Here is a 22466-nt window from a genome sequence, read left to right as displayed (position 1 = left end):
GTTCTACTTTCAAAACAATAACAAAAAGGCAATTAGGAGAGTTTGGTGTGTCCAAAAAAAGTTTAGCAAGTTTATCTTCGGCTGATATCTCTGGGAAACGTGCCTTAGTGCGGGTTGACTTTAACGTGCCTGTGGACGATCAAGGCAACATTACAGACGACACTCGCATTCGCGCCGCTTTGCCAACCATCAGAGATTTGACGCAGAAGGGTGCTAAGGTCATTCTAGCAAGCCATTTTGGGCGTCCCAAGGGTGTAGATGACAAATTACGCCTAACTCCCGTTGCCAAGCGTCTCTCGGAGTTACTGGGGCAAGAAGTCGTTAAAACTGATGACTCTATTGGCGATGAAGTTGCAGCTAAAGTTGGCGCGTTGCAAAATGGCCAAGTGCTGTTACTGGAAAATGTCCGTTTTTACAAAGAAGAAGAGAAAAACGACTCAGAATTTGCGAAAAAGTTGGCAGCTAATGCTGATTTTTATGTAAATGATGCTTTTGGTACTGCACACCGCGCCCATGCTTCAACTGAAGGTGTGACTAAATTCCTTAGCCCTTCTGTGGCTGGATATTTGGTTGAGAAGGAATTGCAATATCTCCAAAATGCCATTGAAAATCCCCAACGTCCGTTGGCGGCAATTATTGGCGGTTCCAAAGTTTCCAGTAAAATTGGCGTGATTGAAACGTTGCTGGAGAAGTGCGACAAGCTGATCATCGGCGGTGGAATGATTTTCACCTTCTACAAAGCCCGTGGTTTGAATGTCGGTAAGTCTTTGGTGGAAGAAGACAAGCTAGAACTAGCGAAGTCTTTGGAAGCTAAGGCTAAAGAACGTGGTGTTGCTTTATTGCTTCCCACAGATGTGGTAGTGGCAGATAACTTTGCCCCAGATGCCAATTCTCAAACCGTTAGCATTGAGAATATTCCAGATGGTTGGATGGGTTTGGATATTGGCCCAGACTCGGTGAAAGTTTTCCAAGAAGCCCTTGCAGATACCAAAACGGTAATTTGGAACGGGCCAATGGGTGTGTTTGAGTTTGATAAGTTTGCCGTAGGTACGGAAGCGATCGCTCATACCCTGGCTGAAATTAGCAAAACTGGCACAACCACCATTATCGGCGGTGGTGACTCAGTAGCGGCTGTGGAAAAAGTTGGTTTAGCCGACCAAATGAGCCACATCTCCACCGGCGGCGGCGCTAGCTTGGAGTTACTTGAAGGCAAGGTATTGCCTGGAATTGCAGCTTTAGATGATGCTTAATAGCCATCTTTAGAATTATGTAGAGACGTTACATGTAACGTCTCTACATTAAATAGGGGAAAAACTGTGGAAACCAAATGGCTGGAATGGGCGCAAAAGTTACAAGCGATCGCTCAAAATGGTTTGACTTATTCTGAGGGTGTTTTTGACATCGAACGTTACAAACAATTACGAGCGATCGCTACAGAAATCATGGCGACTTACTCAAATGTAGAACACAGCTATGTCCTCGATTTATTTAGCCGTGAAGTCGGATATGCAACTCCCAAAGTTGATGTGCGGGCAGCGATTTTTCGGGACGATACTATATTGTTAGTCAAGGAACGAGCAGACGGCTGCTGGACTGTACCTGGGGGATGGGCTGATGTTGGCGAGTCGCCCAGTGAGGTAGTTGTGAAAGAAGTATATGAAGAATCTGGATATCAAGCACGCGCTATCAAACTACTAGCAGTTTATGACAGAAACAAACAGGGACATCCACCATTGCCGTTTTATGTCTATAAGCTGTTTTTTCACTGTGAACTTATTGGTGGTTCTCCATCATCAAGTATTGAAACTGACGAAGTAGATTTTTTTCGTGAAGATGCGTTACCAGAACTTTCCATCGGACGTGTGACACCAGCCCAAATTACCCGACTTTTCCAGCATTATCGCAATCCAGATTTACCGACAGACTTTGATTAAATACCTCTGCATTACGAAAATGGGCATACAGAATTCATGGCTTTATTCTGACTCATCAAATAGCCCTGACTTTTGACGTTCTCCCCGGCTTAAAGGTAGTACGGGGATTCTAATCATTGCTGATGATGATCACCAACCTAACCCTTCAGCGCCCTCCAGTAGACATAGGCGTGAAAAAGAATGTAGAGACCTAGCACTGCTACGTCTCTACAAGGGTTCTGGATAACGCATATTTAATTTCACGCCTATGTCTCAATACGGTTCGGTTAAGGTGCATAATCCCTAAAGATCCCCCTTAGTCCCCCTTAAAAAGGGGCGAATAGAGCAAGCAATTCTTAGCCCCCCAATTTATCGGGGGGTTGGGGGGATCAAGTCTTATCCGAACTGTATTGGGAGATGTCTAGTGTGTTGTTTGTACCTTCTCCAGCATTTTCCCGCTCACAGAAAAGTGAAGTTGTTACTATCAAGTGTGAGATCCACTACCCCCAGCACAACACCGATGATCTCATCTTGCTCTGCTCCCAGTTTATCTAAGAATATTCGTGTGTTGCTTCCAACAACTTGCAGGAAGTAATCCTGTGAAGATCCTTTAAGTTGAATTACATCTTGGCTAGAGTCGAAGTCATTAATAGTAGCCAAGTCCCCAAAACCAGGATTGGTACTGTTGTTATCGTCGTAAAAAACATTTACAGCGTCCCCCAGAGCAAATATATCTGCCCCAGCCCCGCCAGTCAACTGATCAGTTTCCCCTAATCCAGGTGGAAGCGGACTACCAGGAAAAAGACCGATGAGGATGTCGTTTCCAGATCCGCCATTGAGTACGTCATTGCCCGGCCCGCCTTGTAAGCTATCATTACCGTCCTCACCATTGAGTATATCATTGCCTAAATTACCGTCTAGCGTGTCATTGCCTGCTCTGGCATTCAGAGTGTTGTTAGCAGTATTAGCAAAGAGGAAGTTGTCAAGACTGTTACCTATGCCGTTGATGTCGTTATTTCCCGTCAGCCTCAGATTCTCTAGATTAGCACCCAGGACGTAGGTGATAGAAGACCGGACGATATCTGTACCTGAATTAGCCGCCTCCGTAATCGTGTCACCAGCACTGTCAATCAGGTAAGTGTCGTCCCCTGCTCCCCCATTCAAACTGTCACGACCCAAGCCCCCATCAAGTGTGTCATTGCCATTATTACCAGATAATCGGTTATTTTGGTTGTCGCCAACAATGATGTCATTTGCATTTGTGCCGATAACATTATCAAAGTTGACCGCAGTAAATGACAATGTTCCTAAACCAGGAATGTTATTGGCAGCTAAACTTTGGGTTTGCAGGTTAACAGTGATAAATACCCCAGGCAAAGATTGGGATGCATCTATGGTGTTGTTGGCAACATTAGCATTAGCAATAATCTTTTCTACTTTAAAGAGTTGGTCTTGCCCCAATTTCCCAGCTTTTTGAATCGTTCCCACACCTGACAAGGTAATGGCTTGACCTAGTTGACTGTAGTCTGCGGTATCAATGCCATCTCCACCATCAATGCCGTCATTACCCTGACTGCCTTTGAAGGTGTCATTGCCTGCACCACCTTTTAGAGCGTCGTTTCCCGTGCCCCCATCAAGTGTGTCATTGCCATCTCCACCGATTAGACTGTCGTTCGCCGTCCCACCTGCGAGGGAATCGTTACCAGCCAAACCATTCAAGGTATCGTTACCAGAAATAGTATTGGCATTACCACCATTAGCCCAACCAACTATCGTGTCATTTCCCGAAGTCCCATTTCTCGTATCAGAACCTGTAGTGCCGAAAATAAATGCCATATTATCTCTGGTGAATTTTTCACTAATATGTAAGTTCAGCCTCAGTCAAAGAACTATTTATCAGTCCAATGTAGATTATTTGCAATTTGCATAATCAAAGGCAAGAAAACATTAATTATTTAGTTAGAAATTTCTAAAGAAAAAAATATCCAACTCCTTATTGTAGGCTGACCCGAAAAGCCCGCCTTTGGTTGTGGGTAAGCAAGATGCATACTCTACAAAATTAGATAATTTATTTCCTGAAAATCCCTTAATTAATTACCCAAATTGTAAGTAATTATGCCAACTATTTGGGTTGTTTTTCCAATTTTTTTGAACTTATCTGTAATTATTTAATTATCATGAAGTACAAGATTACATCAAGCTGTTTATTAAATCTTTAAAGTTTTCTTAATCAAATCTTTAGAATGTCAATGAATGTGATTGATAATAATATATCTGTGTGAAGTTTAATTAAGTATTTTGTGAAACTACTGATTTATTTGGTAAAGATTGCGAGATTTTTCAGATAAACGCGGTATAGTTGTTAAGTTTCAACCTGAGATTTTTTGGTAGGAATCATTTTTTATTTAAGAAAAAAATATTTTTCTCTTAAAGGAATGCATTGTTAGATGGATAATTTTAATTGATATATTAATCCAGAAATTTTTGCGCTTAATAACACTTAAGCTTTACATAAATTTTATAGGGATTATATCCACCTAGAGACACTCCAGATGCAGAGGATAACTCTCTACTAAGGCGTTGTCTCCTGCGCCGGTGTCGGTATAGGAGTGGCGGTTTCTGTAGGAGTTGGTGTAAGAATTGGCGTTGGTGTAAGTGTTGGCGTTGGTGTAAGTGTTGGCGTTGGTGTAAGTGTTGGCGTTGGTGTAAGCGTTGGTGTTGGTGTTGACAATGGGGGAGGAGTGGGATTTTCCACCGTAATGCTGAGTTGATAATCTACTGGTTTCGATGCTGTGGAAACCACGACAAACTCGTAAAATCCCCTTTCTGGTAATTTAGTTGACAAAGTACGCTGGGTAGAATCTTCTAAAAATTGAATTTTCCCAGAGGGTGAATAGACTGATAACAAAACTTGGGAATTTGCTTCTAGCTTCAATTCCAGAGATTGTTCTTTGGCAAGTCCAGCAATGAATACTTTACCACCACCAGGTTGAAGAGTACCACTGACTGTTTTGCCGGTAGCGCCCGGATCAAAGACAAGTTTCTCGAAAGCGCTACCGTCAAGGATAGCACTGAGTCGATCGCTAACAAAACCGTACCAAACTTGTCCAATGGGCTGATTTAGAAAATCTTTACCACGCTGTTCAGGGAATACACTTAAAAATGCAGCATTTCCCAAATCAGCCAAAGAACGACTACCAACGTTGATTTTGTTGACTTGTAGTTTCCAGCGAGCGCGTTCAGCAGTTGTATAAGTTCCCAGTTTTTGACGTGCTTTGTTACTCAATGGAGTAAGCTTTTCTAACAATTCTGAGGCTGTTTTATCCCATTCTGCCCGCAAACTCTCATCTTGGGTACCGTTGCTGAGAGTGCGTCCCCGTAAACTGGGGTTTCTGTCCCAAAAAACTTGATTCACCAAGTTAATGTAGAACTTCTCATCAATACCCAATTGTTGACGGCGATCGCTTAATCTTTCTTTACGCTGCCGTTCTGCTGGTGAATATTGCGCTAAAGGATCGGTTGGTTCTTCAGTTGGGATTGGGCTGGCTGTAGGAGTAGGTTTGACTTCCCCGACATCGCGGCTGCTATTCATTCCCCACCAAATTAATCCAACACTACCAGCTACCGCCGCCGCAGCAAGGAAGGTTTTTGTAGGTGTCCACCAGGGGGGAGGGGGGGATGAGGGGGATGTAGCTTTAGCTTCCCGCAGGGTGGGGGATGAGGGGGAGATGGCGACGGTGGCGGATGTGGGTTGTGGTGGGGTGGGGTATTGAGTTGGGGGATAGTTAGCTGGGGATTGGTTGAGGGCTTGGAGTACTTGACGGGCTGATTGATAGCGATCGCTTGGTCTGACAGATAACATTTTATCTAATACCTGTGCCAAAGTTTGACTCAGGCTAACTTCCCGTCGCCACTGCCAACTAAGAGTATAGTTATCAATTAATTCTTGGGGTTGTTTTCCTGTCAGTAAAACCAACATTGTTGCGGCCAAAGCATACAAGTCGCTATGGGGAGATACCATCCCAGTTTGCATCTGTTCTGGGGGTGCAAATCCTATTTTACCTAATAGGGTTGGTGCTGGGGGAGGTGCAACTGCGCCGGGTTGGTAATATTGGGAAGCAACTGTTGCTACTACTTGTTTGACACCGCCAAAATCAATTAATACTGGTAGTTGGTCAACAGTGCGAAGCATTAAGTTATCTGGAGAAATATCTCGATGAATTACTCCTAGTGAGTGGATGTATTCCAACACAGGCAAAATTGAAAGCAACAATTGGCGTACTTCCGCCTCTGTAAAGCGCAAACCCCGTTGTATCCGGGCATTTAACAAAGAACTGTAAGTTTCTCCTTCGACATAATCTTGCACCAAAAACAGATATTCTTTGCCACCTAAATTCATCCGAAGCAGTTCCCGGAAGCGGGGAATTTGGGGATGTTGCAGCTTATAAAGAACACTCGCTTCTCTCTCAAACAGTTCTTCAGCTTTTTGGACAACGTAAGCGGTTTGAACTTGGGGGGAAAATTCCTTTAAAACACAAAGTTCGCGGAAACGGTTGACATCTTCAGCTAAGTAAGTGCGTCCAAAGCCACCTTGACCAATTTGACGCAGAATTACATAGCGATCGCCTAAAGTTAGTCCCGGTTGAATACTATAATTCATGGGCGTATCCAACAAATTTTCACCACACTGGAGACAAAAGCGACTACCTGGGGAATTTTCATGTCCTTTAGAACAATAGATTGAATTCATTGGAAAGTTAGGAGTGAGGAGTTAAAAGTTAAAAGTTAAGAGTTAATAGTCAACAGTTAGTAGGGAGTAGCATTTTCAATTGATTGAACTACGCTACTCCTACTCCCTGTCTTAAACCGTGGCCTATAAAAAAAGAAAATTGCCGTAATTCATAACTCCTGTACAGACGCGATTAATCGCGTCTCTACTCCTAATTTATAACTCCCAATTCTATCTTTGTACTTTACTGACTTGATCAGCTGCGATCGCATACCAAACTTGACCAAAAGTCTGTTGATTCAGTTTCCCACGCTCTTGACCAGGAAACAACCGATCAAATTTTTCATTTGTGTCTTTGTTCAGTTGATCAATTGTATAGTTCCCAAACTGCCCCGATCGCGCTTGCCGTCTCCATGTTTCGTAACCTTGTGCAGTATATTTACCCAGTTTTCGACGAGCTGCTGTACTGAGGTTAGCCTGTTCTAGTTTATCCAATAAATCGTCAGCGATACCAGACCATTCATCTCGTAAACCAACGTCTTCAGGTTTAGATGTCAGGCTACGTCCCTTTAACTCCGGTTTTTTTGTATAAAATAAATCATCTACAAAGCTAATAAAAAATCCTTCAGTAATTTCTAGCCGTTGGCGACGACTGGTAATTTCCTGGAGGTCACGATTTTTTCCTTTCTCGCTGACTGGTTTAGCGCTCGGATTTGGGAACTGGGGAATTTGCGGAAATGAAATTGATGGGATGGTGATTGAAGTTACAGTCCGAATGACTGCATTTCCCGCCGCCAAAGTTAATCCAACTAAAGCTGTCCCCCCTAGACTGATCACAAAAGGGCGAATCCAAACAGGCCAAGATATCGGTTTAGCTAACGCTTGCGTTTTGCTCTGGAATTTACTGATAACAGCACTGGCGCGTTGTCTTCCCGGAGCAACTACCATCGTCTTAATTTTGGTGGTAATATAATTAGCTGGGGATTTAGTTGCAGTTGGCGATGGTAAATCTTTCAGGACTTGCTCGGCTCGTTGGTAGCGATCGCTCGGTTTATAAGCCAGCATCTTTTTTAACACCGCTTCCAATTGCAGACTAACTTGAATTTCTTTTCCCCATAACCAAATTCCCTGATAGCTGTCGTATAACTTTTGTGGTTCTTTACCCGTGAGCAAGACCAATGTTGTCACCGCTAAAGAATATAAATCACTACTAAAAAATGCTTTACCCTGCCGTAGCTGTTCCTCTGGGGCGTAGCCTTTTTTACCCAGTAAAGTGTTATTTCCAACCAACTTAGTGCGCCAAAAACCTTGAGAAGCTGGCAATTGTTTGACACCACCAAAATCAATCAGCACTGGCAGATTATCAGAACGCCGCCAAATTAAATTATCGGGAGAGATATCACGGTGAACTACATCTCGTGAATGGATGTAGGATAACACGGGTAAAATCTGTTGCAGTAGAGTGATTACTTCCTCTTCACTAAATGTTTTTCCTTGAGTTTCACGCTGTTCTAATAATTGGTAGTAATTGTCACCATCCACATAATCTTGCACTAGAAAGAAAAAATCTTTAGTGCCTATCTTCACTTGTAGCGAGGCGTGAAAACAGGGAATCTGTGAATGCTGGAGTTTTTTCAGAACATTTGCTTCTCGCTCAAATAACTCTTTAGCTTTTTGTAAATCCTGCTGTTTTTGTACTTGGGGTGCAAATTCCTTCAGCACACAGGTTTGATCAGATTTATTTCTATCCTCCGCCAAATAGGTACGTCCAAAGCCACCCTGTCCTAGATGACGGATAATTTGATAGCGATTATCCACCACCTGTCCCACAGCAAGAGGTAATGGTTCACCGCAATGGGTGCAAAAGCGGTTCCCACCATTATTTGTGTGTTGTTTACTGCAATAGAGCTGCATGGTGCCCAAGGATAAATTAAGGTTTTATTGAATGACTACAACGCGCATATCCTCATTTTCGGATATCCTACGAATTACGAATTATGTAGCTTGCTTCTCGCCTTCTCTACGAGACGCTAGGCGAATGGCGAGTATTACGAATTATTTTAACCGTGTTGGTTCTACTTCAAGATAAACAACAAGCCTTATGAACCGCAAATCAAGACAGCAGCAAGTAATTAAAGCATTTGAAGAATTTTTGTCTACCCCCCTAGAAACCCTACTGCAACGGCATCTCAACACTCAAACTTCGGCAGCTTTGAGTTTATTTCACGATGTGGCGGCTAATGTACCAGCATACAAGGCGTTTTTAGCAGAAAGGGAAATTAATCCCGCGACTATTCAAACCTTGGAGGAGTTTCAAAAACTACCAGCGATCGCTAAACAAAATTATATCCTGCGTTATCCTTTGGCTGACTTGTGCCGCAACGGACAACTGCAAGCGTGCGACATGATCGCTGCTTCTTCAGGTTCTAGTGGTAAACCGACATTTTGGCCTCGTTTTTTCACAGATGAACTCCAAATCGCCACACGTTTTGAACAGATTTTTCACGATAGTTTCTATACAGATACCAGACGTACCCTAGCAGTGATTTGTTTCACTTTGGGCACTTGGGTAGGTGGAATGTTTACCACTAATTGTTGTCGTTATCTTGCTAGTAAAGGTTATCCCATCACTGTAATTACTCCTGGTAACAACAAAGAAGAAATCTTGCGAGTTGTCCAAGAATTAGGTTCAGCATTTGAACAAGTGGTGTTATTGGGATACCCGCCATTTTTAAAAGATGTGATTGATACTGGTATCGCTTGTAGTGTGGAGTGGCAGCAATATCAGATTAAGTTAGTTATGGCGGGAGAAGTATTTAGTGAAGAATGGCGGAGTTTAGTTGGCGAAAGAGTTGGTTCACAAAATCCCTGTTATGATTTTGCATCACTTTACGGTACTGCGGATGCAGGAGTTTTGGGCAATGAAACACCGTTAAGTATCTGCATTCGGCGTTTTTTGGCAATAAATCCCGATGCTGCTAGAGCTTTATTTGGGGAATCGCGTTTACCCACACTAGTACAGTATGATCCTTGCAGTCGCTTTTTTGAAGTTCAAGATGGCGGATTGCTGTTTTCGGGAGATAACGGTATTCCCTTAGTACGTTATGACATCTTGGATACTGGTGGAATAATTAGTTATGATGCCATGCTGCAATTTTTAGCTGAATGGGGATTTAATCCTGTTGCAGCGTTAGAGAACTCAGCACAGGCTAAACGCCCCGCTATCGCTAACACCACTCCCCACTCCCTTAGAGGTATTCATCAGCTACCTTTCGTTTATGTCTTCGGTCGTTCTAACTTTACAGTTTCTTACTTTGGTGCAAATATCTATCCAGAAAATGTGACGGTGGGATTAGAACAACCAGGAATTCAAGAATGGGTGACGGGTAAATTCGTATTGCAGGTGAAGGAAGATGCAGATAAGAATCGATTTTTATCTGTGGCTGTGGAATTAGCACCAGGGGTAGAGGGTAGTGAAGATCGAAGACTTGCGATCGCATCTTCTATTCTTTCACAACTGCTCCGCCTAAATAGCGAGTTTGCTAATTATGTTCCCGCAGAATATCAAACACCACAGGTTACATTAGCCCCAATGGGTGATTTTGAATATTTCCCCATTGGGGTGAAACATCGTTATACCCGTCAATAGTATAAGACGCGATGAACGTCAATAGGGTGGTTGTTCGCGATGGGCTATGCCCCGCCGTAGGCATCGCGTTCCCAATTGATTGGGTTATTGATAATATATTGTCTAATTTTATCGAGGGCAAATTCATTACGAATTATGTTGTCATGGAACCTTCCTTGCCATTCAAAACCTTCATATATTTGATTAATTTCAAATGTACATCGTCCTTTGTACCACCTAACAATTTTAGAAAGAGAATTTTTAGACAACATCGGGTTAAATAACCCAGTAACCCCACCCCGTCCACCATCCCCCCTTGTAGAGACGCGATTCATCGCGTCTTCTTCCTGTGTTTGATTCATCGCGTCTTCTTGTGTTTGAATCGTTTGAATCGCGTCTTCTCGTATTTGATTAATAACCAAAATCCCATGAACATGATTAGGCATGACGCAAAACGAATCTATCTGGCAATTAGAAAAATGATTAGGAATCTCGTACCACAATTTCTGAGCAATTTCTCCAATTGGCGATCGCTGCATTTCACCCTGTACAACCTCACCAAAAAAGCATTTTTTACCGCCGGTGCAAATAGTCACGAAATATCCGGCATTACTGGCATAACTCCATGCTGGCAAACGGGTTGAATCAATTCGATATTTACCTTTGTATTTGGGTTTGTTGTTTTCTGGTTGAGGCTCATCATTATTCATGATTACATCTTTGATATCAAAATTTATGCAATTATTGCTTTGCATTGATGTAATTGCCAACCCAAAAAACTCGGAATTATTCCTGCTATGTAAATGACCCAAAGGAAGAAGACGCGATGAATCGCGTCTCTACAAGGGGCGATCGCAAAAACGATGCCTGCGGCGGGCTACGCCTACGCATTCCCATTCTGTTTACAATATCTGTTTTACTAGGGGCGATCGCCTCTGCCACAGTTTCCCCTAAGATAACCAAAGCACTTGGAAGATTTGATGCATAATAAAAACTAAACCTTGAAATTCTGAAGTAGGCAATGAATACTACCGATAATTCTCCGATGGATGATGGGTCATCAGCAGATTTGATCTCTGTCGCAGAGTTACAGCAACAGCTTAATGACTTACTCCAGCAACTATCTCCAGAGCGATTACAGGTGCTGACTGATTTTGCTGCTTATTTGGCAAATGCTGAAAGCGAAGCTGCAACCCAAGAACTTTTGGCAATTCCTGGATTGTTAGAGCGGGTTAAGCAAAATCAAGTAACGCCTAAAGCCCAATACACCGCCTGGAGAACTCTTCGCTCTGATGTATGAAGTTATTCTTCATCCCGATGTCCAAGAAGTTTATGTCAATGCTGACAAAGCTTTTCTTTTGCTAAGAAAATTGCGCGATGTTTGCAGCAGCTAGAACAAACTCCTCGATCGCACCCCAACATTAAAGCCCTGAAGGGAGATTATACAGGCTACTATCGCTACCGAATTGGGGATTACAGGGTCATTTATTCTATAGACGATGAAGTTGTGCAGGTACTTGTTGTGGCAATCGCTCATCGCAGCGAGGTATATAAACCGTAAAGGCGATCGCTTAATCAATTCATCACGGCGATCGCAAAAATGATCGCATTCCCATTCTATTCACAATATCTGTTTTATTTAGGGGCGATCGCATTCCCTGGATTGCGGAAATATCGGACGCGATAGATTTACGAGATGCTTACGAGATGCGATGAATCGCGTCTTTACAAGGGATTGCTGCTTCCACATTTCGCTTATGTTTTGGCTGGAGGAAGTATTTTTCTTTCCTACTCTCCATCTTTCACTTTTTCTTGTTGATGCCAAGCTTGATAAAAAGCTGGGTAGTGCATACTTTGGGCGCACTTCCAGATAACTTCGTAGCAATTATCAAATCGCTCAAAGTCATTTTTATAAGTTTCAGGTGATAAGTAATCCTTCAACACGGTGACAACACTTGGCATCTGTTCCTCTAACATAATTTTCTCTAAGCTAGATGGCGCTTGCCATCGGGTAAAATAATCCAGTTGTGGATTGCCGATTAACTCCACCAAAGCAGCGATCGCTTTTTCGTTGCCTGGGTCAATTTCCCCTAAGCTTGCTGCCGCTGGCCATCGGGTAAAATAATCCAGTTGTGGTTTGCCGATTAACTCCACCAAAGCAGCGATCGCTTTTTCGTTGCCTGGGTCAATTTTCCCTAAGCTTGATGCCGCTTGCCATCGGGTAGAATCATCCAGTTGTGGATTGCCGATTAACTCCACCAAAGCAGCGATCGCTTTTTCGTTGCCTGGGTCAATTTTCCCTAAGCTTGATGCCGCTTGCCATCGGATAGAATCATCCAGTTGTGGTTTGCCGATTAACTCCACCAAAGCAGCGATCGCTTTTTCGTTGCCTGGGTCAATTTTCCCTAAGCTTTCTGCCGCTAGCCATCGGGTATAATCATCCAGTTGTGGTTTGCCGATTAACTCCACCAAAGCAGCGATCGCTTTTTCGTTGCCTGGGTCAATTTCCCCTAAGCTTGATGCCGCTAGCCTTCGGGTAGAATCATCCAGTTGTGGATTGCCGATTAACTCCACCAAAGCAGCGATCGCTTTTTCGTTGCCTGGGTCAATTTTCCCTAAGCTTTCTGCCGCTAGCCATCGGGTATAATCATCCAGTTGTGGTTTGCCGATTAACTCCACCAAAGCAGCGATCGCTTTTATGCGATTTGTTTGAGGCAATGCTGTCCTTGCTCCCTCTGGAATTGATGTGAGAAATTGCACCCACTCGTTTTGTTGAACCTTAAACTCGCCAAAGCGCCATTTAACGATTTCCGTCACAATAGCATCTGCATTGACAGAATTTTTCCACTCATCAACCCCCGCAGCAGCGATAAAATAAGCGCGAAACTCGTAAAATCCCCTTTTGACTCTATCAATAGCTCTGTATTCTCCACACCCATCATCAAATTCCACCAACGCCTGAATAAACTCCTCCTTCTCCTTCTTCCCCACATACTCACATCCCAACCACAGCAAAATCACCTCTTTCCACTGCGGGGCAAAAATGCGATAAACGCCTAGCGCGGGTTTGTCGGGAACATGATTCAAAAACTCGTGCCAATCAGCGATCGCTAACGCTGCAAAATATTCCTCAAATGTGGGATGGTAGAAAGCGTAAACTTTCTCTTTCGTTGCTGATTCCGCAGCCACTCCAACTTCATTTAGCCATCCCAACTTTAACGCTAACCAAAATAAAGAATTTTGCTGTTTTGCATCACCTAATTCCTCACGCACAAACTTATGTCCTAGCCGAAACCGTGACGTTTCTTGATCAATTGCCCGTTTTGCCAAACGTCCCAACGCTGCGTTTAATTCCTCTTGCTTCTCTTCGGTGGTAGGGAAGCGGTTTTCTTTCCACTTGTAAACCTCTTCCACAAACTGCTGATAAAGTCCGGCTTTAGTTTCCGGTAAACCTTGATCAGAACCTTGCCAAGTGCTACACAACAGGGCTAACCGCAAAGGATTTTTAACTAAATCTTGGATGCGCTGACGTTCAGCTTTATCTAATTCCTGCCATAATCTTTCCCCTTTGTTACTTCCCGTCTCCTTAATAAGGAGACGGGGCTGGGGGGTGAGGTTCCGAGGTTGAAACCAACGCTCAATAAACTTTTGCACTTGTTGCGGATATTCAAAATTGAGTAACCGATACGTCTCAAAATTTTCTAAAGCGTTGGCGTTTGCTTCCCAAACATTCACCCGACAAGTCAGCACAACCCGCGCATATTTCACCCATCCCGTCAACTGCTGGGAAATCTCAGTTAATGGTTGGAGTGAAGACATTTCATCTGCTGCATCCAACAACAACCACACACGATTATTCTTGAATAAATCTGCAAAAGCGTTTTCCTGTTCTTCTTTTACACGCACCACTTCTAAAGCATTCTCCAGCCAATCTTGCAGCAGATAATCTTTTACACTCTTTCCTTGCAAGTCTGCCAAAGAAATCCAAATTGGTAAACCCAGATTGTTGTTTAATATCCAAAAAGCTATAGTTTGCAACTGAGTAGTTTTTCCCGCACCCGGTTCTCCAATTAAAGCGATGCGGTGTCCTTGAGTTTTACCAACACCATCACCGATAATTTTCTCTAAAAAAGCCTCATGTTCAAATCGCTGCTTCTCTTCATAACTCGGTTCGTAAAGTTGCGAACCTTGTTCTGCGGAAATATCCTCGCGGCATTTCTTCGGTTTGTTACGTTTCACCAATGCTAAAGGTACATGAATTGCCTCTAGCTCAAATTTCATGTCATCATCAGCAAACAGAAACTCATTTGTGGTGAGACGCTTGTGCTTTTCCAGCATATCGCCGCAGATTTCTTGCCAATCAAAGCTATTATCTGTTGTTTGTACCTGGGATGTTTCTTTTGAATTGGTCTTTTGGTATTCCTTCCACTTTTGCTTAACCACCTCCAGATTATCTTTTATCGTCGCTGTCTGATGTTTTAGCGTCAGGGTAAATTTCCAATAACCTTGATTATTCGCGGCTTTTTGCGGTTCTCGCACTTCTAACTTCCATAGCCAGTCAAGTGCAGTTTGAATCTCTTGTAATTCTCTTTCTTTCTGAGAAACGTTAGATTCTGCTTTTTGCCGGGGAAGTTTTAAAATTTTGCCAGCATCTTTAATCTGGTTGAGTAAATATTCCTGCTTTGTACCAACTTTAGTTGTTTTACTTGTGTTTACTTTTGTCTGTTGGCTTTTATATCCGGTAATTCGCAGCTTATCAGCTTCCCAGACAACGCAAAGTGGAAGTTTTGATTCACAGTCTTGCTCTTCCGAGAGTTGCAGCAATGCTTCTACCAGACTGAGTACATTCTCTAAAACTGATTCATCTCCACGAATATTTCTTGACATCAGTCAAATAATTTTTAATTACCCAAACAAACAAGCTTACCCAAGCTGCAAAACCTGACGATACAAGCATTATAGACGCTGCGTGGGGGATTTGTCTGGGGAAATACCCAAAAAAATAATTGACCTTGTAAACCCAAAAACAAGGTGAATTCAGATGTCAGCTAAAAAACGTGGTAAAAGTGCAAGTCAAAGAGCGATCGCTTTTTTGCTAATTCTGCAAACAATATTAATTGGCGTAAATGCCGAAAACCGCCTTCAGCAAGGAAACTCACCAATTGAGGTTTTAATCTGGATGATTAACCAGTGTATCCCAGTCCTGAAACAAGCTAGCAGTTTGCAAGAAAAACAGAAAACAAGCCTGTTACCCACACATCGCCGTTCTAAGGATAAATAATATCACAAGCCCCTCTTTGCTTGCAGAGCTACAGTGTACGCACAAGTCGAATTACCCCCCTTAATCCCCCCGATAGATTGGGGGGAAACAAGAAATCTAGTTCCCTCACGCCACATGCTTCAAGTCGGCAAAGCCGCCCAACGCAGTGGCTCCCCTTTATAAGGGGAGGGTTAGGGTGGGGTAAAACCTTGGTTAATCAGCTATTTCAGACTTGTGTGTACACCGTAGCCTTAGCAAGGTGTGGGCTTTTTCGGGTTTAATAAATAATCAAGCGGACAAGTCCATTCGTTCACAACACAAGTCCATTCGTTCACAACACAAGTCCATTCGTTCACAACACAAGTCCATTCGTTCACAACACAAGTCCATTCGTTCACAACACAAGTCCATTCGTTCACAACACAAGTCCATTCGTTCACAACACAAGTCTATTCTCAACCATTTGTTGTCTAGCGTCGTGTAATTACTGAGCTAGTAATCAAATCTTATTACAAAAAATACCTTATTTTGCAAGTTATACTGAACCACTATATTGTCCCATTGAGACATCCTAGAAAGATAAAGTTTAGTAAAAAGTATGCATTGATGCCACGCAAAAAAAGAAGCTCTCCCGTGCTAGAAAAAACCGAACAGAAAGTAATCGGCTTTAAATCGATTAATTCCAGCCTCGACTTTGGTAATTCCATCAGTTTAAACCATTTAACGCAGTTAACCGGGCAACTCCGCAACCAGATAGACGAGTATAATATGATGCTAACTGCCCTGGACACAGCAAAGGAAGAAATAGAAACCCTTGAAAAGACGATTCGGGAAACCTCAGAACGCTTGGTTAGTGGTGTAGCGTTCAAGTATGGCAAAGACAGCCGGGAATACGAGATGACAGGCGGAGTACGCAAGAGCGATCGCATTCGTAAAGCCACCATTACGCGGTTAAAATCGGCCGCAGACTCAAAAGCAGCTTCTACACAGACGGCGTAACCAACAACAAGTAGGCATTATTCACGGTATCTGGAAAACCTCTCTTCTTTATCTCTCTCCTTTTAGGAGAGAGACTTTAAATTTTTCCCCAACGCTAGTAGGGAAGGGGTCTAGGGGGTTAGGTTTTTCGTGGCTTTTCCAGATAACGTGAAAAGTCAGAGTAGTTAACGCTGTTTTATGACTTAAGAGGTTTTATTCCTCAATCAACTCAAAATTAACCCGTTCGTAAATATCACGCAAGGCAATTTGAAAATCGATAGAATCTAAAACTAAAACTGCCTCTTCACTTTCATATTCCTTAAAAATCCATTGCCCTTCTGCTTGTTTAATAAATTGTTCTACAGCAAAACTATACTGATCAATCATAATATATTCCTGAAAACCAGGAATTGAACGATAATATTTAAACTTATCTGTTTTATCATAATTTTTAGTTGAATTTGATAAGACTTCAACAATTAACAAGGGATTAGTAATAGTTGTTGTACCTGTTCCCTCATAAATAGGCTTACCTTTGATGACTATAATATCAGGATAAGTATAAAGGCGATAACGAGGGATTGATAATTTCACATCCCCTATGTAAATCTCATAATCTTGTCCTTGCACAGTCAGGGGAAACCTTTTATAAAAATTACCTGCAATCTTATTGTGGTTAGTTGTCCCCCCTGTCATAGGTATAATTTCTCCATCTTTGTATTCATTTTTATATTCAGCCTTCTCTTCTAATTCCAAATATTCTTCTGAGGTGTAGCGCTTTTCTATTTGTAAAACCATATTAATTAACTCACAAAATGAGGGGATAGGTATGTTATCAATAGCGTAACGTACCCTAAAGATAGCGAAAATAAATATTTTTGTTATAAAAATACGGTTGCAGACAATGTAACAATAGCGATCGCAAATACTTTTAACCATACCCACCAGTGAACGCCCCCACCAATATCTCTGCACAAACTCAGAATCGCAAAGCCGATCACATTCGGATTTGCTTAGAGGAAGATGTTCAGTCTCATCAAATCACCAATGGACTGGAACGTTATCGCTTTACCCATTGCTGCTTACCCGAACTAAACCACGACGATATTGATATCAGTACAACTTTCTTGGGGAAACACCTTAGCGCACCCTTGTTAATTTCTTCCATGACTGGCGGAACAGAACAAGCCGCAATCATTAACCAACGTTTGGCCCAAGTCGCGCAACATTACAAAATTGCAATGGGTGTCGGTTCCCAGCGCGTAGCAGTAGAAAAACCCCAAGTGGCTGATACTTTTGCTGTCCGCAAGTATGCCCCCGATGTTTTGCTATTTGCAAATTTGGGCGCTGTGCAACTTAACTATAAGTACGGCTTAGATGAATGTTTGCGGGTAGTTGATATCTTAGAGGCTGATGCTCTGATTTTACACATTAACCCTCTACAAGAGTGCATTCAAACCAAAGGTGATACTAACTTTCGGGGTCTGCTTGACAAAATATCTGAATTATGTAATAAACTTCCAGTGCCAGTGATTGCGAAGGAAGTAGGTAACGGCATTTCAGCAGCGATCGCCAACAAACTGATTGCCGCCGGGGTAGCAGCAATTGATGTAGCTGGTGCGGGGGGTACTTCTTGGGCAAAAGTAGAAAGTGAACGGGCAGAAAATCCCTTACAACGTCGCTTAGGGAAGACTTTTGCCGATTGGGGTTTACCGACAGGAGAGTGCATTACAACTATTAGAGCGATCGCTCCATATGTACCTTTAATTGCTTCGGGAGGTTTGCGTCATGGATTGGATGTTGCAGCTGCGATCGCCTTGGGAGCAGATATAGCTGGTTTAGCAATGCCTTTTTTGCAAGCAGCAGCAACATCAGAGACAGCAGTTGCGGAACTGGCTGAAGTATTAATCGCCGAAATCACCACAGTTTTATTCTGTACTGGCAACGCCAGCTTGTATCAGTTAAAGCATTCTGGCAGTTTACAGCGCATAGAATAGGTAAATAGGGCATGGGGCAATCAATTTTAGATTTTGGATTTTGGATTTTAGATTTTTCTTCCAATCTAAAATTGGCATGGTTATTAGTCCTTTGCCCTTTGTCTTCTATTGGTTATAACCAATGCCCAATTCCCAATGCCCAATTCCCAATGTCCAATTCCCAATGCCCAATAACTAATGCGTAATTTTATCAAACAAACTTTTGCTAGTTTAGTTGGCACCTTACTAGGGCTAATTATTTTCGGTGGTCTGGGAACCACTGGACTGTTCTTCCTGATAATGGCTGCTACTTCCTCTAAAGATACTGGGCCAAATGTGAAAGATAAATCAGTGCTGGTTTTTGACTTGTCAATGAAAATTACTGATAGCAAACCTAGCTCAGGCGAACTGTTTCAAAACACAATATCAGGTGTAGATGACGAGAGGATGGCACTCCGCAAAGTTGTGGAAACTTTGGAAAAGGCGCGGCGCGATCCGCGAATTGTCGGGATATATCTGGATGCAAGCAGCACAAGCCAAATTAGTAACGTCGGCTATGCCTCCCTGAAAGAAATTCGGAAAGCCTTGGAGGAGTTCCGCGCTGCTGGGAAAAAGATTGTCGCTTATGGCAGTGATTGGAGTAAAAAGGAATATTACCTTTGTTCAGTGGCAGATTCGATTATAGTTAATCCTCTGGGAATCATGGAAATCAACGGTTTGAGTTCACAACCGATGTTTTTCGCCGCAGCATTGCAGAAATATGGCATTGGTGTTCAAGTCGTGCGAGTAGGGAAATTCAAAGGAGCTGTTGAACCGTTTATCCTTACAAAGTTGAGTCCAGAAAACCGCGAACAAACTCAGAAATTGTTGGATGATGTTTGGGGAGAGTGGCGCACTACTGTGGGCGCAAGTCGGAAAATTGAACCTGCACAGTTGCAGGCGATCGCAGATAATCAGGCGCTACTGGAAGCCACAGAAGCCAAAACTAGCGGTTTAGTTGATCAAATAGCATACCCCGATCAAGTGGTAACAGACCTGAAAAAGTTGACAGATAGCGATAAAGAAGACAAAACATTCCGACAAATTAGCCTGAATAGTTATGCAGAAGTTTCCGGTAAATCTTTGGGTGTAGAACGTAGCTCAAAAAATGAAATTGCTGTTGTTTATGCTGAGGGCGAGATTGTTGATGGTAAAGGAGAAGATGGGCAAGTAGGAGGCGATCGCTTTGCCAAAATCTTTAACAAACTGCGACAAGATAAGGATGTAAAGGCTGTTGTATTACGGATTAATAGTCCTGGTGGTAGCGCTACCGCAGCCGAAGTTATGCAGCGAGAAGTGAAATTAACTCGTCAGGTGAAACCAGTTGTGGTATCAATGGGTGATGTCGCTGCCTCTGGTGGTTATTGGATTGCTAGCGACTCTAACCGCATTTTTGCCGAACCCAATACCATTACAGGTTCGATAGGGGTGTTTGGGATACTATTCAATGGGCAAAAGCTGGGCAATGATCATGGCATTACCTGGGATACGGTGAAAACCGCACGCTATGCTGATACTCAAACAGTTTCGCGTCCGAAATCGCCTCAAGAGTTGGCACTTTCTCAGCGCAGTGTTAACCGCATTTATAATATGTTTCTGAATAAAGTTTCTCAAGGTCGGAAACTCCCAGAACAAAAAGTAGCAGAAATTGCCCAAGGACGGGTTTGGTCTGGTGTGGCGGCGAAAGAAATTGGTTTGGTGGATGAAATTGGCGGTTTGAATAGTGCGATCGCATATGCTGCCAAGCAGGCGAAACTAAAAGAAGATTGGGAAGTCCAAGAATATCCTCGCACTAGCAGCTTCAGAGAACGGTTTTTTGGGCGTGCAACTGAAGAAGTCCAGACTGCTTTAGGGATTGAGAAGGCGCAACTCAAATCAGCTAATCCCCTCACCGATGAATTCCAAAAATTGCAACAGGAAGTAGAGATTCTACAAAAGATGAACGATCCACAGGGGGTTTACGCCCGCTTACCTTTCAACTTGAAGATTGATTGACATCCTCACCGAATCTATCCAACGATCACAACAACAATGCCCTTGCGATCGCAAGGGTATTGTCATCAATATTGGCTACGTGATACAAAGGAAACATCCAAGTCGAACCAAAACAACCGAAAATGAATTGAACTGCGATTAACCTACTCTTCTTTGTCCGATGCTTAAGGATGCTCTGCTTTGCTAGAGACAATCCTATAACCAGTGTTTTGGATACGTCCTTTCTTCCGCTAAATTATTGAAGATCACAGCGCATAGCACTAGAATCATCGATCCTTCAAAGGCAGGTGTTAGCAGAAATAGCCAGTCCGGTTTCGTCATCATGACGACTAATGCAACAGCACCCGAAGGTGGGTGTAGAGTTCCGGTAAGCTGCATAATTCCGATCGCACTAGAAACAGCCATTCCCATTGCCAAGGGAGAAGAACCGATAAAATGCAGAATTATCAGACTCACTATAGCAGCTAAAAGATTACCCCCAATGACATTGCGAGGTTGAGCCAAAGGACTGTCAGGGACACCAAAGATCAAGACACTTGTAGCACCAAAAGGAGCCATCAGCAAAGGAGAATTAGTTTTTGCAGCAAGGTAAGACGTTGCAGTGATGGCTAAGAAACTACCGATCCAACTCCAAAAAACATGCCGATGATCAGGTTTCTCTATTGGGCAGGTTAGCGGACAAGATCGCCATCTGCCAAAGGTTTTAAACCAATAATTTTGCAACTTCAACCGAACTTTTTTACCGTCGATCATGAATGAACCACTCGATAATCACGACTCCTGAATTGACTGAGCAAGGCTTTACTAAAGTTACAATAACATGACATTTCTCAAAAAATCTCTAAAAAGTATCCAAATACACAGATTTTTCTATTTTATTGGCAATTAGCTGAGTTCATATTGCTCTTTGTTTGACTTCTTCTTGATCACTTACTTAGATGTTTTTTACGCATCAGTGGGCAACAACTCACTGGCTACGGGGAGGCGGATGGGTTAGCCTCGGCAACCTCGTAATCAAACATCTGTTTGCGTCAGCCTAATAACCCAAGTTGCTAGTTATCAACCTCCGCGTACTTTGCAGGCGATCGTCCATAACAAGATGCACGGTTGCGCGAGGCACAACCATTACTCAAGTTCAATGTTCATTATCAGTATTAACTAGTTTTAAAGTGCTAAATTAAACTTTTTAGAAAAATGCCTGTCAAAGAGTAAAAGCAAAAATAAATGCTTCAAGCTTAAGTAAAAACCCTTGATAAGTGACTGCATGAATCGATTTAGGGAAAGTACAAGTAATATCGGAAGTTGCGGGTTTTGCCGATGAATTCTGAGCAAACTTATTTGAAGTGTATTGTTAGCGATCGCTTATACTGGGCGTAGTTTCGGGGTTGTCTGTGGCGCGATCGCAGAGTAAGCTATTTTACTTTAATAACTAAGCAACCAGAGACAAGTTAGCCTATAAAGTAGCTGATATAATATGAATAGCAGTCAAGAGGTCTGACCTTTTAAGATCGCGGAAGCTAGGTCTTCCCTTGACTGATTTTTATTGTTTAAGGATAGATAACAACTATGTACTTGCTCTATATACAGCAATAAAATTCTATTTGTCTAACACTACACTCCAATGCAACTTTCTGAAGTTGAACAAGATGCGATCGCTTATACTGGGCGTAGTTTTGGGATTGTCTGTGGTGCGATCGCATGGCAACCCTTGATATTCAACTTCGCCAGCTTGAAGCGGCTGGTTTTCAAAATGTGGATAGCTGGTACAAAAATTTTAGCTTTGCTGTTTTTGGTGGTTATCGACCGACTATGATATTACAGTAGAGTGAACAACAATTTGATCAGAATCTTCAGGAAAGCCTGTAGGCATAGCCCGTCGTAAACATTGCTGGATTTAACTATTGCGCCGTAAGTCCCCCACTGAATTCTGTATTCGGAATCAGTGGCG

At 42.7% G+C, this 22466-nt stretch carries 19 protein-coding genes and 1 pseudogene; 11 read left to right on the top strand and 9 right to left on the bottom strand.

Annotation, left to right across the window (positions count from 1 at the left end):
- Positions 1-47 precede the first annotated feature (47 nt).
- Both HWQ23_RS05470 and HWQ23_RS05465 read left to right on the top strand, forming a co-directional pair.
- Positions 48-1250 (top strand): phosphoglycerate kinase, encoded by a 1203-nt coding sequence (locus HWQ23_RS05470; RefSeq protein ID WP_292824677.1) that lies wholly within the window; start codon positions 48-50, stop codon positions 1248-1250.
- A 66-nt stretch (positions 1251-1316) separates the two neighbouring features.
- A complete protein-coding gene (locus HWQ23_RS05465) occupies positions 1317-1934 on the top strand; it encodes an NUDIX hydrolase (protein WP_292824674.1) in 618 nt (205 codons plus the stop codon).
- 438 nt (positions 1935-2372) lie between these two features.
- Here HWQ23_RS05465 and HWQ23_RS05460 read toward each other — a convergent pair whose 3' ends face one another.
- From HWQ23_RS05460 to HWQ23_RS05450, 3 genes are all read right to left on the bottom strand, one after another.
- Positions 2373-3749 carry a calcium-binding protein gene (locus HWQ23_RS05460; protein WP_292824671.1) on the bottom strand — a complete coding sequence of 459 codons (1377 nt, stop codon included), beginning with the start codon at positions 3747-3749 and terminating at the stop codon, positions 2373-2375.
- Between the two features lie 736 nt (positions 3750-4485).
- Positions 4486-6663 (bottom strand): serine/threonine-protein kinase, encoded by a 2178-nt coding sequence (locus HWQ23_RS05455; RefSeq protein ID WP_292824668.1) that lies wholly within the window; start codon positions 6661-6663, stop codon positions 4486-4488.
- 210 nt (positions 6664-6873) lie between these two features.
- On the bottom strand, positions 6874-8556 hold the full coding sequence (locus HWQ23_RS05450) for a serine/threonine-protein kinase (RefSeq protein WP_292824666.1): 1683 nt from the start codon (positions 8554-8556) through the stop codon (positions 6874-6876).
- Between the two features lie 187 nt (positions 8557-8743).
- Here HWQ23_RS05450 and HWQ23_RS05445 point away from each other — a divergent pair, with 187 nt between their 5' ends.
- Positions 8744-10291 (top strand): phenylacetate--CoA ligase family protein, encoded by a 1548-nt coding sequence (locus HWQ23_RS05445; protein ID WP_292824663.1) that lies wholly within the window; start codon positions 8744-8746, stop codon positions 10289-10291.
- A gap of 44 nt (positions 10292-10335) precedes the next feature.
- On the opposite strand, the gene HWQ23_RS05440 is transcribed toward HWQ23_RS05445, so the two are convergent.
- Complete coding sequence (locus HWQ23_RS05440) at positions 10336-10980, bottom strand: transposase (protein ID WP_292824661.1); 645 nt, start codon at positions 10978-10980, stop codon at positions 10336-10338.
- A 116-nt stretch (positions 10981-11096) separates the two neighbouring features.
- Between HWQ23_RS05440 and HWQ23_RS05435 the strand changes: the two genes are divergently transcribed.
- The 3 genes from HWQ23_RS05435 (at position 11097) to HWQ23_RS05425 (ending at position 11831) form a co-directional block, all read left to right on the top strand.
- Positions 11097-11258, top strand: a complete 162-nt coding sequence (locus HWQ23_RS05435) for a hypothetical protein (protein WP_292824658.1) — start codon at positions 11097-11099, stop codon at positions 11256-11258.
- A gap of 33 nt (positions 11259-11291) precedes the next feature.
- A complete protein-coding gene (locus tag HWQ23_RS05430; RefSeq protein ID WP_229486677.1) occupies positions 11292-11570 on the top strand; it encodes a hypothetical protein in 279 nt (92 codons plus the stop codon).
- Positions 11571-11651: 81 nt separating this feature from the next.
- Positions 11652-11831, top strand: a complete 180-nt coding sequence (locus HWQ23_RS05425; protein ID WP_292824656.1) for a type II toxin-antitoxin system RelE family toxin — start codon at positions 11652-11654, stop codon at positions 11829-11831.
- Between the two features lie 227 nt (positions 11832-12058).
- On the opposite strand, the gene HWQ23_RS05420 is transcribed toward HWQ23_RS05425, so the two are convergent.
- Entirely contained in the window at positions 12059-15157 is a 3099-nt protein-coding gene (locus tag HWQ23_RS05420; RefSeq protein ID WP_292824653.1) for a HEAT repeat domain-containing protein, read from the bottom strand.
- Positions 15158-15311: 154 nt separating this feature from the next.
- Here HWQ23_RS05420 and HWQ23_RS05415 point away from each other — a divergent pair, with 154 nt between their 5' ends.
- Together HWQ23_RS05415 and HWQ23_RS05410 are read left to right on the top strand one after the other, a co-directional pair.
- Positions 15312-15551, top strand: coding sequence for a hypothetical protein (locus HWQ23_RS05415; protein WP_292824651.1), 240 nt, complete (start codon positions 15312-15314; stop codon positions 15549-15551).
- A 585-nt stretch (positions 15552-16136) separates the two neighbouring features.
- Entirely contained in the window at positions 16137-16529 is a 393-nt protein-coding gene (locus tag HWQ23_RS05410; protein WP_292824648.1) for a hypothetical protein, read from the top strand.
- 192 nt (positions 16530-16721) lie between these two features.
- On the opposite strand, the gene HWQ23_RS05405 is transcribed toward HWQ23_RS05410, so the two are convergent.
- The gene (locus HWQ23_RS05405; RefSeq protein ID WP_292824646.1) at positions 16722-17306 is read right to left on the bottom strand and encodes a Uma2 family endonuclease; all 585 of its coding nucleotides are present in this window, start codon (positions 17304-17306) and stop codon (positions 16722-16724) included.
- Positions 17307-17455: 149 nt separating this feature from the next.
- Here HWQ23_RS05405 and fni point away from each other — a divergent pair, with 149 nt between their 5' ends.
- On the top strand, positions 17456-18505 hold the full coding sequence (gene fni, locus HWQ23_RS05400) for a type 2 isopentenyl-diphosphate Delta-isomerase (RefSeq protein ID WP_292824644.1): 1050 nt from the start codon (positions 17456-17458) through the stop codon (positions 18503-18505).
- Positions 18506-18682: 177 nt separating this feature from the next.
- Positions 18683-20518, top strand: coding sequence for a signal peptide peptidase SppA (sppA, locus tag HWQ23_RS05395; RefSeq protein WP_292824641.1), 1836 nt, complete (start codon positions 18683-18685; stop codon positions 20516-20518).
- A gap of 25 nt (positions 20519-20543) precedes the next feature.
- On the opposite strand, the gene HWQ23_RS05390 is transcribed toward sppA, so the two are convergent.
- From HWQ23_RS05390 to HWQ23_RS33585, 3 genes and pseudogenes are all read right to left on the bottom strand, one after another.
- On the bottom strand, positions 20544-20711 hold the full coding sequence (locus HWQ23_RS05390; protein ID WP_292824639.1) for a hypothetical protein: 168 nt from the start codon (positions 20709-20711) through the stop codon (positions 20544-20546).
- A 2-nt stretch (positions 20712-20713) separates the two neighbouring features.
- The gene (locus tag HWQ23_RS05385) at positions 20714-21271 is read right to left on the bottom strand and encodes an HPP family protein (protein ID WP_292824637.1); all 558 of its coding nucleotides are present in this window, start codon (positions 21269-21271) and stop codon (positions 20714-20716) included.
- Between the two features lie 448 nt (positions 21272-21719).
- A pseudogene (locus HWQ23_RS33585) lies at positions 21720-21818 on the bottom strand (IS982 family transposase); the annotation flags it as partial.
- Positions 21819-22139: 321 nt separating this feature from the next.
- On the opposite strand from HWQ23_RS33585, the gene HWQ23_RS05380 reads away from it, so the two are divergent.
- A complete protein-coding gene (locus tag HWQ23_RS05380; protein WP_292824635.1) occupies positions 22140-22331 on the top strand; it encodes a hypothetical protein in 192 nt (63 codons plus the stop codon).
- Positions 22332-22466: the final 135 nt, after the last annotated feature.

It is taken from the genome of Nostoc sp. JL33 (assembly GCF_017114985.1).
GTDB lineage: Bacteria > Cyanobacteriota > Cyanobacteriia > Cyanobacteriales > Nostocaceae > Nostoc.
Note: the sequence above shows the minus strand (reverse complement) of the source record. Positions and strands in the feature narration are given on the sequence as shown.